The sequence below is a fragment of the Slackia sp. CM382 genome (genome assembly GCF_000293015.1).
GTDB classification, from domain to species: Bacteria; Actinomycetota; Coriobacteriia; order Coriobacteriales; family Eggerthellaceae; genus Slackia; species Slackia exigua.
Map to the genome: position 1 here is coordinate 218,721 of NZ_ALNO01000001.1, position 14,100 is coordinate 232,820.

The 14,100-nt window shown below is 64.6% G+C and carries 15 protein-coding genes; 4 read left to right on the forward strand and 11 right to left on the reverse strand.

Going from position 1 to position 14,100, the window contains the following annotated elements; translation table 11 throughout:
* Nucleotides 1-181: 181 nt before the first annotated feature.
* The 4 genes from panC (at nucleotide 182) to HMPREF1155_RS00910 (ending at nucleotide 4,371) form a co-directional block, all read left to right on the forward strand.
* Nucleotides 182-1,033 (forward strand): pantoate--beta-alanine ligase, encoded by an 852-nt coding sequence (gene panC / locus HMPREF1155_RS00895; protein WP_039993126.1) that lies wholly within the window; start codon nucleotides 182-184, stop codon nucleotides 1,031-1,033.
* The gene (locus tag HMPREF1155_RS00900) at nucleotides 1,030-1,989 is read left to right on the forward strand and encodes a bile acid:sodium symporter family protein (RefSeq protein ID WP_009076354.1); all 960 of its coding nucleotides are present in this window, start codon (nucleotides 1,030-1,032) and stop codon (nucleotides 1,987-1,989) included. The genes panC and HMPREF1155_RS00900 overlap by 4 nt, the downstream gene beginning before the upstream one ends.
* Nucleotides 1,990-2,213: 224 nt before the next feature.
* Nucleotides 2,214-3,053, forward strand: coding sequence for a class II glutamine amidotransferase (locus HMPREF1155_RS00905; protein ID WP_009076138.1), 840 nt, complete (start codon nucleotides 2,214-2,216; stop codon nucleotides 3,051-3,053).
* Between the two features lie 154 nt (nucleotides 3,054-3,207).
* On the forward strand, nucleotides 3,208-4,371 hold the full coding sequence (locus HMPREF1155_RS00910) for a cation diffusion facilitator family transporter (RefSeq protein ID WP_009076329.1): 1,164 nt from the start codon (nucleotides 3,208-3,210) through the stop codon (nucleotides 4,369-4,371).
* Nucleotides 4,372-4,495: 124 nt separating this feature from the next.
* Here the strand turns inward: HMPREF1155_RS00910 and HMPREF1155_RS00915 are convergent, their stop codons facing one another.
* From HMPREF1155_RS00915 to HMPREF1155_RS08765, 11 genes are all read right to left on the reverse strand, one after another.
* Nucleotides 4,496-5,014 carry a pyridoxamine 5'-phosphate oxidase family protein gene (locus HMPREF1155_RS00915; RefSeq protein WP_009076523.1) on the reverse strand — a complete coding sequence of 173 codons (519 nt, stop codon included), beginning with the start codon at nucleotides 5,012-5,014 and terminating at the stop codon, nucleotides 4,496-4,498.
* Between the two features lie 115 nt (nucleotides 5,015-5,129).
* Complete coding sequence (locus tag HMPREF1155_RS00920) at nucleotides 5,130-6,317, reverse strand: polysaccharide deacetylase family protein (protein WP_009076001.1); 1,188 nt, start codon at nucleotides 6,315-6,317, stop codon at nucleotides 5,130-5,132.
* Between the two features lie 137 nt (nucleotides 6,318-6,454).
* A complete protein-coding gene (locus HMPREF1155_RS00925) occupies nucleotides 6,455-7,258 on the reverse strand; it encodes a histidinol-phosphatase HisJ family protein (RefSeq protein WP_009076276.1) in 804 nt (267 codons plus the stop codon).
* A 33-nt stretch (nucleotides 7,259-7,291) separates the two neighbouring features.
* Entirely contained in the window at nucleotides 7,292-7,948 is a 657-nt protein-coding gene (hisIE, locus tag HMPREF1155_RS00930; protein ID WP_006362996.1) for a bifunctional phosphoribosyl-AMP cyclohydrolase/phosphoribosyl-ATP diphosphatase HisIE, read from the reverse strand.
* Between the two features lie 9 nt (nucleotides 7,949-7,957).
* Nucleotides 7,958-8,719, reverse strand: a complete 762-nt coding sequence (gene hisF, locus HMPREF1155_RS00935; RefSeq protein ID WP_009076114.1) for an imidazole glycerol phosphate synthase subunit HisF — start codon at nucleotides 8,717-8,719, stop codon at nucleotides 7,958-7,960.
* Nucleotides 8,716-9,456 carry a 1-(5-phosphoribosyl)-5-[(5-phosphoribosylamino)methylideneamino]imidazole-4-carboxamide isomerase gene (hisA, locus tag HMPREF1155_RS00940; protein WP_009076224.1) on the reverse strand — a complete coding sequence of 247 codons (741 nt, stop codon included), beginning with the start codon at nucleotides 9,454-9,456 and terminating at the stop codon, nucleotides 8,716-8,718. Before hisA ends, hisF begins: the two co-directional genes overlap by 4 nt.
* On the reverse strand, nucleotides 9,456-10,097 hold the full coding sequence (hisH, locus tag HMPREF1155_RS00945; protein WP_009076451.1) for an imidazole glycerol phosphate synthase subunit HisH: 642 nt from the start codon (nucleotides 10,095-10,097) through the stop codon (nucleotides 9,456-9,458). The genes hisA and hisH overlap by 1 nt, the downstream gene beginning before the upstream one ends.
* Nucleotides 10,094-10,684: an imidazoleglycerol-phosphate dehydratase HisB gene (gene hisB, locus HMPREF1155_RS00950; protein WP_009076283.1), complete on the reverse strand. Its 591-nt coding sequence runs from the start codon at nucleotides 10,682-10,684 to the stop codon at nucleotides 10,094-10,096. The genes hisH and hisB overlap by 4 nt, the downstream gene beginning before the upstream one ends.
* The gene (locus tag HMPREF1155_RS00955) at nucleotides 10,684-11,784 is read right to left on the reverse strand and encodes a histidinol-phosphate transaminase (protein WP_009076125.1); all 1,101 of its coding nucleotides are present in this window, start codon (nucleotides 11,782-11,784) and stop codon (nucleotides 10,684-10,686) included. The genes hisB and HMPREF1155_RS00955 overlap by 1 nt, the downstream gene beginning before the upstream one ends.
* Before the next feature lie 16 nt (nucleotides 11,785-11,800).
* Entirely contained in the window at nucleotides 11,801-12,436 is a 636-nt protein-coding gene (gene hisG / locus HMPREF1155_RS00960; protein ID WP_009076274.1) for an ATP phosphoribosyltransferase, read from the reverse strand.
* 139 nt (nucleotides 12,437-12,575) lie between these two features.
* On the reverse strand, nucleotides 12,576-14,090 hold the full coding sequence (locus tag HMPREF1155_RS08765; RefSeq protein ID WP_050999238.1) for an ATP phosphoribosyltransferase regulatory subunit: 1,515 nt from the start codon (nucleotides 14,088-14,090) through the stop codon (nucleotides 12,576-12,578).
* Nucleotides 14,091-14,100: the final 10 nt, after the last annotated feature.

Sequence of the window (14,100 nt, forward strand, 5' to 3'; positions counted from 1 at the left end):
AACCTATCCATGAGAAGAAGGCGAATCGCATAGACGTAAACGCCGGTCAGGAATATTCGCACGTTGGCCACGGCGCATGAAGGCGTCGTGGCGAAACGGCGCAAGGCACGGTATCATCGTGCGATATGCCCGAGACGACGCGCGAGGCCTTTCGTCCGCGCAATCGAAAGAAGGATTCGTCATGCAGATCGCACGTACCGTCGAAGACGCCAAGGCGATCGCCCGAGCGTGGAGGCGCGCGGGCAAGACGGTCGGCCTCGTTCCCACGATGGGATACCTGCACGAGGGACACGCGAGCCTGATCGAACGCGCGCGCCGAGAAAACGACCGCGTGGCCGTGTCGGTGTTCCTGAATCCGACGCAATTCGCCCCGAACGAGGATCTGGCCTCCTATCCCCGCGATTTCGACCGAGACGTCGCGCTCTGCGAAACCATCGGCGCCGACCTCGTATTCCATCCCGAACCCGAGGCCATGTACCATGACCCGCACGCGTTCGTGAGCATCGACCTGCTGTCCGAAACCCTGGACGGGGCCGCACGCCCGATCCATTTCCGCGGCGTGTGCACCGTCGTTTCCAAGCTCTTCAACATCTTCCTGCCCGACCGCGCCTACTTCGGGCGGAAGGACGCCCAGCAGCTTGCCATCGTGAAGAAGATGGCGGCCGACCTGGACTTCGACGTCGAAGTCGTCGGCTGCCCGATCGTCCGCGAAGCCGACGGCCTGGCGAAATCCTCGCGCAACGTCTACCTCTCGCCCAAGGAGCGCGCAGCGGCCACGGTGCTTTCGCGCTCGATCTTCGAGGGGCAGCGCATCGCGCACGCCGGCATGGCAGCCGCCGAGCTCGAAAGCGCGATGAAGGCGGTGCTTGCCGAAGAGCCGCTCGCCGACGTCGAATACGTAACCGTCGTCGATGCGCTCACGATGCAGCCGATCGAGGCGCTCGACCGCGACGCGCTCGTAGCCATGGCCGTGCGCATCGGCCGCACCCGCCTGATCGACAACTTCAGCTTCGACCTGCAGGATTTCTCGTGAAAACGCTCAACGCCATCGGAACCGCGCTCTCCCGTTACGTCGCCGTCATCATCGTGGCGCTTTCGGTCTGGGCATTCTTCATGCCCTCGCTCTTCTCATGGGCGACGTCGTACACGACCGTCTTTCTGGGCGTGATCATGTTCGGCATGGGGCTGACCATCAAGGCCCAGGATTTCAAGGTCGTCTTCACGCATCCGAAGGAAATCGTGCTCGGCGTCATAGCGCAGTACACGATCATGCCGCTTGCCGCATGGCTTCTGGCGTGGGCGCTCGACCTTCCGGCCGATATCGCGATCGGCGTCATCCTCGTCGGATGCTGCCCGGGCGGCACGGCGTCGAACGTCATCACCTACATCGCGCGCGGCAACGTGCCGCTGTCGGTCGGCATGACGATCGCATCCACCCTGCTCGCACCGATCGTCACGCCGGCGCTCGTCTTCTGCCTGGGCGGCGCATGGGTCGACGTGTCGTTCTGGACCATGTTCGCATCGGTCGTGCAGGTGGTGCTTCTCCCTGTGATCGCAGGCGTCCTCGTCTCGACCGTCGGCGGAGAGGCGGTCGAGCGCGCCGGCGGCATCATGCCGCTCGTATCCGTGCTGGCCATCGCGCTTATCGTGGCCGGCATCACTGCCAACAACGGATCGAAGATCATCGAGAGCGGCGCGCTCGTGCTGGCCGTCGTCGCGCTGCACAACGGCATCGGGCTGGCTGCAGGATACGGCATATCGCGCCTGTTCAAACTCGACTACGACAAGACCACCGCGCTCGCCGTCGAAGTCGGTATGCAGAACAGCGGCCTGGCCGTGAGCCTCGCCGCCGCCAACTTCGCAGCCAATCCCCTCGCCACGCTGCCGGGCGCCATCTTCAGCATCTGGCACAATATCGCCGGCTCCATCTTCGCCAACGTGAGACGCCGCGGCATGGAGAAGGCCGAACGAGGAATCGACAACGGATAGGGCTCGGCAACGAGGCGCGTCCTCAGGCCTCCCGATGCCGACCTTCGATCCGCCATCGACGCCGAGTCCCTTCCCCGCACGAATCTCGAATCCTCCAACCTGCGTTTTCGACGCAGATTTCCTGAATGCAGGGCGATCGCGCGCGCACTCGCCTACTATATCCCCGCATAACGCGCTGCGCCGCACCCTTCGCGACCCGGCGAAACCGCTTGAAGGATCCCGATATGTGCCAGCTCTTCGCCTATAGCTCGCTTCATCCCACGACCGCGACCGCCGCGCTCGCCGAATTCTTCGGCAACAGCATGGACAACCCGCACGGCTGGGGCGTCGCCTGGCACGAAGGCGACGAGGTCCGCATGGTGAAAGAACCCATACCCGCCTACCGTTCGACCCTCGTGCGGCACACCCTCGATGAGGCGATCGAATCCACCCATATTCTCGCCCATATCCGGAAGGCCACGCACGGCACCTGCGCCTACGACAACTGCCATCCGTTCGTCCAGACCGATTCCTCGGAAACCGCCTGGACGATGATCCATAACGGCGTGATCGTCAACGACGCGCTGCTCGCGGGATACGATTCATGGGAAGTGGGCGAAACCGATAGCGAATGCGTGCTGATGTTCCTCGTGGACGTCATCGACGAAGCCATGCGGCGGCGTGGGCACGAGCTTTCCTTCGACGAGAAGTTCGAAGTGCTCGGCAGCGCCTTCGACCAGCTGTCGAACGGCAACAAGCTTAATCTCATCCTCGATGACGGACAGACGCTTTTCATTCACACGAACACGCTCGACACCACGCTCTATGCAAGCCAGAACGACGACGCGGCGATGTTCTGCACCGTGCCGCTCACGCTCGGAGACTGGACGCCCATCCCTCAGCGCCGCCTGGTCGCCTATCGACAGGGACGCCTCGTGCGCGCCTCTCATGTCCAGCACGTGCATTCCTTCGACAGCCGCACGGTCCGCTACCTGCAGCTCCCCGAGGTAGACCTGCCTGCCGCCGCCGATTCCTACGCCTCGCCGGCATTGCAGGGCGCCAAGTCCGTGGAATGCCGGCGCTGATGCCGCGAAGCGTCGGCATCGCGCCTGCGCCTGCATCCGCGGCAGAAGCGACGTTGTAGAATGCCAGCATTGCAGAGCACCGGTTCGACAGGAATTCCTGCATTGCAGGAAACCGCGCCGCATTCCAATGCCGCAGGAAAAAGGAAGTGGGAAGATGCCTAGACCCGATCAGACGCTACAGGGAAACGCCTCGGCTACGGAAGGCGCCCAGAGGCGCGGTGCGCTCATCGTGCGCGCATCCATCGTCGGCGTTGTCGGGAACATGCTGCTTTCGGCCATGAAAGCCGCCATCGGCACCATGACGGGATCGATCGCGATCGTCCTCGACGCCGTGAACAATCTCTCCGACGCGCTCTCGTCGATCATCACCATCGTCGGAACGCGCCTGTCGGAAAAGGAGCCCGACCGCGCGCACCCCTTCGGCCACGGCCGCATCGAATACCTTACGACGATCATCATCGCGGCCATCGTGCTCTGGGCCGGCGTGACCTCCCTCTCCGAATCCGTCAGCCGCATCATCGACCCCTCGCCCGCCTCATACGGCAAAACCGCGCTCGTCATCGTGGCACTCGGCGTCGTTGCGAAGATCGCCCTAGGACGCTATGCCACGGCACGCGGACGGGCGCTTGGATCCAATTCGCTCAAGGCGTCGGGCACCGACGCGACCATGGACGCCGCCATCTCGGCCACCACGCTTGTCGCGGCGGGCGTGAACCTCGCGTTCGGAATTGCCGTCGAGGCCTATTTGGGCGTCGTCATCTCCCTGGTCATCGTCAAAGCCGGCATCGATATCCTGCGCGAAGCCCTCGACAAGATACTCGGGGAACGCATGGATTCCGACCTCGCCGATCGCGTGAGGAAGACGATCGAGGGCGTGGAGGGCGTGCGAGGGGCCTACGACCTCACGTTGAACGACTATGGTCCGAACCGCCAGATGGGAAGCGTGCACATCGAGGTCGACGAGACCATGACCGCCCGTCGCATCGATGCACTGACCCGCGAAATCACCACAACCGTCTATCGCACCTGCAACGTCGTCATCGACGCGGTCGGAATCTATTCCACGAATGTCGACGATACGAGCCGCGTCTCATCTATCCGCTCGCACGTGAACGAAATCGTCTGGAAGCATGAGCACATCCTCGAGGTGCATGGATTCTATTTGGACGATGATGCCCGCACCATAAGCCTCGACGTCGTCATTTCCTTCGACGAGCCTCATCGCGCATCGGCCGCCGAAGCCATCCGCGAAGAGATCCAGGCCGCCTTCCCCGAGTACGTGATCGAGCTGACCCTAGACACCGATTACAGCAACTGAGCGCAGGCGCCCAGTCCGGTTGGCGCAAGGACGGCGCCGCACGGGCTCGCAGGCTCCTTCGCAACGACCTGCCGCACGGTCAGCGAGAGCGAGAACTTGCCGGCATGGACCGAGACGCTCGATGCTATGCGCGTTCCTCGCCCTTCTCGATGCGGCGCTGCGTGGCGAAATGCTTCGATTCCTTGCCGGTCATCTCGTCGACGTCGAGCGCGATCATATGCATGTGCGCGAAGCTCGCCGCCATCTGCTCGGTCAGCACCTTCTCCTGGTCGACGCCGGGATTGTAACGCGCACCGAGCATCATCGCCGTCTCCATCTTCTCGCGCGCATCGGTGATCAGGCGGATACGCCCGAAGGCGATCACGCTGCGGAAGTGCGTCGTGTATCCGGGTCCGTCGACTTCGTCGGCGTCGACGATCGCAAGCGACGCCTTGCCGCAGCGCGCGATGGCATCGATCTTGTGCCCCGCCGGCGCGCTATGGAAATAGAATGCGCCGTCCGCGTATGCATAGCTGATGGGAAGCGCGTAGGGATACCCATCATCGCCCGCGAGCGCCAGCACGCCATGCGTGTTTCGGGCGATGACGGCCTGCACCTCCTCATCCGAAAGCTTCTGGTTCTTTCGACGCAGGGAAGGAAGCATGTGAAATCCTTTCGATGAAGGATGGATTCTTTCGGGGCGACCATGGCCGGCAGCATCGCCGAATCCACTGGCGAACCGCTCCCTCGCGACGGTGCATGAGGAAGCGCTCGAGGCTTTAGGCGCCCGTCTGCACCTGGTAGACGAAGCTGTCGAGCGGGGACTCGCCGAAGATGCGGATGCGCGGCAGCGTATAGGGGTTGTCGCCCACATGGACCTGATCATAGGCCGTGGTGAATGCGCAGAGCAGCCCCGCGTCCTTCACGGCACCCGGTGCCGCATCGGACACATCGCCGTACGGATAGGCGAAGGCCTCGTTCGTGCCCAGCATATCCGAGAGCTTCTGAAGGTCGGCCGTGATCTGCTCGGCGGTCAGATCGTAGATGCGCCCGCCGTGCCCGATCGCCGTCGATCCGCCCGTATGCATGGCGTACGAATGGTTCTGGAAATCGATGTAGGGGCTCGCCTTCTCGTGGATGATCTCTTCGGTGTTGTCGTTGTCTCCGATGAGGAACGCCGTGGCCGGCACCTTGTACTTCTCGAGCAGGGGAATGCCGTAGTCGAGGAATCCGTACTGGCCGTCGTCGAAGGTGAGCACGACGCTCTTCGCCGGCAGCGAATGCGTGCCGTCGATATAGGCGCGGAGCTCGAACCAGGACGGATAGTAGTAGCCGTTGTCCGTCAGCCATTTAAGCTGCTCTTCAAGCGTCTTCTGGTTGATGTAGTTGGAATTGACCTCGTCGGGCTGGTCGTCGTCGGTGTAGACGTAGTGGTACATGAGCACGGAAATGCCGTCGGAATCCCATGCCATGTCATCGGTCACATGCACCGTGCGCTCGATCGAGTCTTCCATGCCGGCGGCGTTGCGCACCGTGTAGGTGACCGTGTAGTCGCCCGGCTTGGACGTATCCACCGAACCCGACGTCGTCACGCTGGAGGTCAGGTCGCCCTCCTTCACGTCGAGGACGTGGACGCCGGACTCGATATAGCTCTCGCCCGTCTTCACGTACGTGTCCTTGCTGCCATGCAGCGTCATGACGATGCGGCCGTCTTCAAGAGGAACGGTCGTCGGCGTGGCGGCCGTGTTCGTCTGGGCCGTGCCGTTCGCAGATGAATCCTGATCGGAAGATTCCGCCTGCGCAGCCCCGTCGGCCATCGAACGCTCCTGGGCCCCCGGACCGCCGACGGCGTAGACGAACCCCGCAAGGCCAATGACGACCAGCAGCGCCAATACCGCGAGCACGATGAAGGGCGTCTTGGACGGACGGTCGTCCTCGAAGACGCCGTATCCCTGGTTCTGGCTCATATGCGTCTCTCCTTCCACGCACGCATCCCGATTCGCTCCATTTAACCATGCCTGCACCCTCGAACGCGAGAAAAAAGCGGGGCGCGCCGGACGCGCGGCGGCGCGAACGTGCGGAAAACCGATCGGACGCCGAAGGGCTACGCGTCAAGATCGCGCAGGAAATCCCAGGTCTCGAGGTCTTCGACGGCATGCGCATCGCTCGAGGGGATGAGCACGGCGCCGCGCTGCGTCAGGTAGTCCCTGATTGCACGGCTCGGATACGGTTCTGCGGCCTGCCCCTTGCGAAAGGCGCGGACGTTCACTTCGAAGGTGGCGTCCGTGTCCAGGAGCGCATCGGCCGCCGCCTGCCAGGCGCGCACGTAGCGCGGATGGGATTCGTCGAAGAGCCTGCCGTGCGCATTGAATCGCTTGACCAGATCGAAGTGTCCGATGATGCCGCATCCCGTCTTCTCGACGACCTGGGCGGCGGTGGCGAAGAACTCTTCGGCGAGCGCATAGTAGTCGCCGTCGAAATACGTCGCGCATCCGAGCGCCAGGATCTCGGGCGTCTCGTCGACTGGCAGGTACTCGCCCTGGGGATTGCCCATCGTGACCACCGTGCCGCGGTTCGCGCCGGGTACGCGCACGTAATGGACCGATCCGATGGCGTACTCGAAGGCATCCGTCGGATCGTCGGAATAGAAGTCCTGTTCCACGCCGCACCTGATGTCGATCGTGCCCGCAAGGCGTCGCTTGAGCCCGGCCGCCTCGGCCGCATACGCCTCGTAGCGCTCGCGCGGCATGCAGTAGCTCTCGTCGAAGAAGGTATGCGAATGGTCGGTGAAGCCGAATGCGGAGAATCCCAGGTCGACGGCACGCCGGGCCATCTCTTCCATGGAGTTCGCACCGTCGCTGTACGTCGTGTGCGCATGCAGGTTCTTGTCAAGCCACGCCCAGTTCAAGCCCGTATTCCCTTCCGTCTTCCCCGTTTGCGCTCAGACGAGCGCCGAACTCATCGCGACCTGCTTCTCCTTGCGGTCCACCACGTGCCGGTCCGCCAGTTCGGCACGAACCTCGTCCAGGCCGATGCCGCTTGCCGCCATCAGCACGAGCACGTGATAGCACAGGTCGGCGATCTCGTAGACCGTCTCGCCCTCGTCGCCCTTCATGGCGGCGATGATGACCTCGGTGGCTTCTTCGCCTACCTTCTTGAGGATCTTCTCCGTGCCCTCGGCGAAGAGATACGTGGTATACGATCCTTCGGGACGCCGCTCGTTGCGCTCGCACAGGAGCGCATAGAGGGCGTCGAGCGTGAAACGCTGAACGGATTCGTCTTTGAACAGCTGTTTCGTGAAGCAGCTGTCGGTGCCCAGGTGGCAGGCAGGACCGTCTTTCACCACCTCGACCACGAGCGCATCGCCGTCGCAATCGGCGCGGACGGACACGACGTACTGCACGTTTCCGCTGGTTTCGCCCTTGCGCCACAGCTCTTGGCGGCTGCGCGACCAGAAGCAGGTGCGGCCTTCCGCCAGCGTGATGGCCAGGCTCTCGCGATTCATGTACGCGACCGTCAGCACGTCGCGCGTGAAGAAGTCCTGCACGACCGCGGGAATCAGCCCCGCGGCGTCGAAGGTGAGATCGTCCAGGTTCATGTCATCCTCCTATATCAGTCGCATCGGAATGCCGCCGTCATGCAGGAAGCGCTTGAGGTCGACGATGTCCACCTCGCCGAAGTGGAAGATGCTCGCCGCCAACCCCGCATCGACGCTCGGGACCTCGCGGAAAAGCTCGAGGAAGTCCTCTTTCTTCCCCGCGCCGCCCGATGCGACGATGGGCACATCCACGACCTCGGAAAACGCCTTGAGCATCTCGAGATCGAAGCCGCCGCGCACGCCGTCGGCATCGATGCTGTTGAGCACCGCCTCGCCGGCGCCCGCCTCCACGCCCGCGCGCGCCCACGCAAGGGCATCGATGCCCGTATCCACGCGTCCGCCGTTCGCGAACAGGCGAAACGTTCCGTCCACGCGTTTGACGTCCATGGACAGCACGACGCACTGATCGCCGTAGCGCTTCGCCGCCCGTCCGATGAGCGACGGATCGGCGATAGCTCCCGAGTTCACGCTGACCTTATCCGCCCCGGCCTTGAGCACGCGATCGAAGTCCTCGAGCGTGCGGATGCCTCCGCCGACGGTCAGGGGAATGAATACCTCGGATGCCACGGCGGACAGCACGTCGGCGAACAGCGCCCGTCCGTCGCTTGAAGCCGTGATGTCATAGAAAACCAGCTCGTCGGCGCATGATTCGTTGTAGCGCCGCGCCATGGCGACGGGATCGGCCACGTCGCGCACGCCTTCGAAGTTCGTGCCCTTCACCACGCGCCCGTCACGCACGTCGAGACAGGGAATGATGCGCTTGCCGATCATGCAGGTTCCCCTTCCGCGACGCCCGAAGCGACGGCGATCGCATGGGCGAGGTCGATGCGGCCCTCGTAGAGCGCTTTGCCCACGATCGCGCCTTCGACGCCGGCATCGCGCAGCGCGGCGATGTCGGATTCGTCGGTCACGCCGCCCGATGCGATGACGGAAAGTCCCGGGATCGCGGCCAGGCGGGCGTAGAGCGCGCGGTTCGTGCCGGCAAGCATCCCGTCGCAGGCGATATCGGTGCAGACGACGCGCGTCGCACCGCGCGCGACCAGACTCCGGCAGAAGCCCATGCCGTCAAGTCCGGAATCTTCCGTCCAGCCCGACACGGAGACGCGGCCGTCGCGCAGATCGACGCCCACGACCACCGTTTCGGCCCCGAAGCGCGCAAGGGCGGCATCCAGAAACGCAGGATCCTTGACGGCAGCGGTGCCCAGGATGATGCGCCCGACGCCGGCGTCCAGGTACGACTCGATGCGCGCGAGATCGCGGATGCCGCCGCCCACCTCGACGACGAGGCTGGTGCCTTCCGCAATGCGACGCACCACGTCGAAATTCGCGAGCGTGCCGTCGAGCGCCCCGTCGAGGTCGACCACGTGCAGGAAGCGCGCGCCGGCCCCTTCGAAGCCGCAGGCGACCTCGAGGGGATCGAGACCGTAGCGCGTCGTCCGGGAATAATCGCCCTGGGCGAGACGCACGACGCCGCTGTCGCGCAGATCGATGGCAGGCAGGATGTCCATCAGATGCGGCCTCCCTTCGCGTCGTCGAGGAAGGCGGCCAGGATCGAAAGCCCGATGTCCCCGCTCTTCTCGGGATGGAACTGGCAGCCGCACACGTTTCCTGCACGCACGATAGCCGGCACGTCGATGCCGTAGCCGGCGGTCGCGACGAGATGCTCGGGACGCGCGTCGGCGACGTAGGAATGCACGAAGTAGACGCATGCGCCTTCGGGCACGTCGGCGATCAGGACGTCGTCGCGCACGCGATCGAGCGCGTTCCAACCCATATGGGGCACCTTGAGATCGATGCCGTCGCGCGCGAACGCCTCGGACAGCGGCACGACCGATCCGGGCAGGTAGCCCAGGCCGGCATGCTCGCCGTATTCGAAACTGCGCTCGAAAAGGAGCTGCATCCCCAGGCAGATGCCCATGAGCGGCACTCCTGCGCCGATGCGTTCGTCGAGCACGTCCGCAAGCCCCGATGCACGCAGGCGAGCCGCCGCGTCGCCGAATGCGCCGACGCCCGGCAGGATGATCGCATCCGCTGCGCGAATCGCATCCGCATCCGAGGTCACGACGGTCGGCGCACCCAGGCGCCGCAGAGCGCCCGTGAGGCTGAAGAGATTCCCGACCCCGTAGTCGACGATGGCGGCCGTGCTCATAGGATGGTTCCCTTCGTTGAAGGAACAGCTTGGTCGCGTGCGTCGTCTATCGAAACCGCCGCGCGCATGGCGCGTCCGAGGCCTTTGAACGCCGCCTCGATGATATGGTGGCTGTTGCGTCCCGCCAGTTTGCGCACATGCAGCGATGCGCCCAGCTCGCGCGCGAACGCCGCCATGAATTCGTCGGCGAGCTCGGTTTCGAAGGTGCCGAGGCGCTCGGCCGGCACGTCGAGACGGCAGTCGCAGAAATCGCGGCCGCAGATGTCGACGGCGACGAGCACGAGGGCCTCGTCCATAGGAAGCGCGATGTCGCCGTAGCGAAAGATGCCGCGACGGTCTCCGAGCGCCTCGCTGATGGCACGTCCGAGCGCGATGCCCACGTCCTCGGTGCTGTGATGCCCGTCCACCTCCACGTCGCCCTGGCAGGCGACGTCCAGATCGAAGCAGCCATGGTATGCGAAGAGATCGAGCATGTGATCGAGGAAGGGAACGCCCGTGTCGACGTGCGCGGTGCCGGCGCCATCGAGGTCGATGCTCAGCGCCACCTTGGTTTCCTTGGTTTCGCGTTCGATCGTTGCCGTGCGCATCAGGCGTCCTTTCGGTCGAAGATCTCCGCGCTCGCCGCGATGAACCGGTCCATGTCCTGCGGCAGGCCGATGCTCACGCGCACGTGGCCGCTTGTGCGCGGGGCATTGAAATATCGTACGATGATGCCGCGTTCACGCAGCTGGGAAACGTAGCGTGGGGCCGACACGGCGGCAGGCGGACGCACGAAGAGGAAGTTCGCGGCGCTCGGCAGCACCGTGCAGCCGAGGCCGCGCAACGCGGAGGCCGTGCGCTCGCGTGTCGCCATCACGCGCTCGCGCGTCTGTTCGAAATACGCCGCGTCCCTGCAGGCGACCGCTCCGGCGACGAGGGCCGCGCGATCGAGATTGTACGGGTTGAAGCTGAAGCGTACGGCCTCGAGCACGCGCGCGATCTCGGGATTCGAAAGCGAGAATGCGATGCGAGCGCCGGCGAGCGAACGCGATTTCGACATCGTGCGCAGCACGAGCAGGTTGTCGAAATCATCGAGCAGCGATACGGCGGATGCCGCTCCGAAATCGACGTAGGCCTCATCCATGATCACGAGACGGTCGGCATCCTGGGCGAGCAGCGCACGCACATCGTCGAGCGGCGCGGCGATGCCCGTCGGCGCGTTCGGATTCGGAATGACCACCGTCTCGCGAATGCCGTGGTAGTCATCCGGCGACCAGGTGAAATCCTCATGCAGCGCGACGATGCGGACCTTCCGTCCGAACAGGCCCGCAAGCGTCGGATAGAAGCCGTAGGTAACGTCGGGGAACGCGATGCCTTGGCCGGCGAAGGCCAGAAAGCTCATGGCCAGAAGCTCGTCGGAGCCGTTGCCGACGGAGAACCACGAGGTCGGACGGCCGAACGTCTCGGAGAGCGCCTGTTTGAACGACGTCGCCTCGGGATCGGGATACAGACGCGCATCGGCGGGATCCTGCGCCGCAAGCGCCGACACGACCTGCGGAGACGGTGGATAAGGGTTCTCGTTGGTGTTGAGCTTCAGCAGATCGGCGACATCCTTGGGCTGTTCGCCGGGCGTATAGGGGGCGAGCGTGCGCGCAAGCGTCTCGTCGAGGAAGCGGCATGCGCCGGGCCGCGCGATCGATTCGGTCATAGGATCCTTCCCTTCATCAAGCGTCGATGCCGGCAGACGCGGGCGTCTCGAGCATCCCTTGGATGACGGCATCGATCTCCGCGCGCTTGAACAGGTAGCTGCTCTTATTCGCGATGAGGCGGGCGGATGACTCGAAGATGCGTTCGACTGCTTCGAGGCCGTTCTCACGGAGCGTCGTGCCCGTCTCGACAAGATCGACGATGACGTCCGACAGCCCGAGGAGCGGCGCGAGCTCGACGCTCCCGTGCAGCGTGATGGTTTCGATCTGCCGCCCTTTTCGATCGAAGTGTTCGCGCGCGCAGGTCGGATAGGTGGTTGCGATGCGCAGCGGAGCGTTGCGGGCGTCATGCCAGCCCATCGGTGCGGCCACCGCCATCGAGCAGCGCCCGAAGCCGAGGTCGTGCAGTTCGTAGACGTCGGGGCGGGTTTCCAGGAGCACGTCGCGACCGGCGATGCCGATATCCGCGACGCCATGCTCGACGTAGATAGCCGTATCCGATGGTTTCACCAGGAAGTAGCGGACGTTGCGTGCCTCGTCCTCGAGCACGAGCCGGCGTCCCTGCCCTTCGAGCGTGCAGGCGCCGTCCGCCCCGCCCATGCGTTCGAGCGCGACACGGCCGAGGCGACCTTTCGGTAGGGCGATGCTGATCATGCTCGGCCTCCTGCTCGCATCCGATCCTCCATCCACTGACGGCCGGGCATCGACGTCCGGCCTCCTGTCCGTGCCCGTCTGCCGTTCGTATTCGCGCTTCTGCCCGCAGACGGTCGCCCGTTCGCGCCCGTTCTCCCGTTCATGCTCGGCCCCCTGTGAATGCGGGAGCGATTTCTCCCAGATAGAGCGCGAATCCTGCCGCGCCTTGCGAACGACCGACCTTTTCCATCAAGCCGTCGTAGCGCCCGCCGGCAAGCACCGCGCGCGGCAGGCCCTCGATATAGCCTTGAAAAGCGAGGCCTGTGTAGTAGCCGGCTTCACCGACGAGCGACAGGTCGAAGAAGAGCCGATCGGCTTCGAGACGGGGAGCGGGAGGCTTTCCCTCCGACACCCCTCGACCGCCTGCCGCAGCGCCCGCGGCAACAGGAAAGGCGTCAGGCTCCTTCCTCATAGCGCACGGTTCTTCCCCCGCCGTATCCGGCTTTCTCGTCGCGTCCGGGTCCGCCTCGATCGCATCCGGCCTCCCCGCCGCATCCGGCTCCGCCCTCGCCGCGCCTGATTCCTTCCCGATTGCGCACAGCTCTTCCCCGACCTCATCCGTATTCCCCGCCGCATCCGGCTCCGCCTCGATCGCGCACGGCTCTTCCCCTGAGGCGACCAGGCGCTTGACAAGCGCTTCCAGCGCCTCGATGGCTTCGAGCGCAACGCGAGAGAGAGGAAGGGCCTTCAGGGATTCGACGGCGCTCGAAAGAGGCAACGACACGGCAAGCGCGCCGAGGAGGGCATCCTGGGACTCGGATGGCGCTCCAGCTCCGTGCAGGACGTCTGCAAGGCCCGCCGCGTTCTTCAGACGGATGCATCGAAGCGCCTGCTCCCGCGGCTCATCTTCCAACAGGCAGGCATCGAGGAGGGCGGAAAGGAGCCCCATATGGCTCACCGCAAGACGAGATCGGCCGCCGCACACGTCGAGCGTGCGGCAGGCAAGCGCCACGACCTCCGCGTCCACATCCGATTGCACGTAACCGGAATCGCACCCCAGGCACTCGAGCCCCATTTGGGCGATCTCGGCGAACTCGCTGCCGCCAGGAGGAACCCTGAAAACGTTCTCGATATAGAAGAGCCGCTCGACGGCCGCATCGGCCGAGGCGTTCTTCACGATGCTCATCGTGACGTCGGGTTTGAGCGCCATGAGCCTGCCGCGCGGGTCGGTGAAGCTGATCACGGCATCGTCGCGCAGAAAGCCTCTGTGTTCGAGGTAGAGGTCGTAGGGTTCGAACTTGTTCATACGGTAGCGTTCGTAGCCCGACGTGCGGTACAGAGCATCGAGCGCCAGCGTGACACGCGTGTCCCATTCGAGGTCATCGGAGGAAAACGCCTCGGGAATCAGCCCTGCGCGACCCGGTGTTCGATCCGAAGACGGATATCCCGGCTTACCCGCGCGGGGAGCCGTCGCCCGGCCTGCGCGTGGATCCGCCGTACGATCCGTAGGCGCATCCGCTGCACGGCCCGCTGACGGGGCCGTTTGATCCGTCGACGGGGCCGTTGCTCGATCCGTTGACGGAACCATCGCCTGACCTGCAGGCAACGTCATTGCTTGATTCTCAGAGGAAACCATCGCCGCACCCTCCTTCCCTGCGTCGAAAGGCTCGGGCATGCCCGAATCC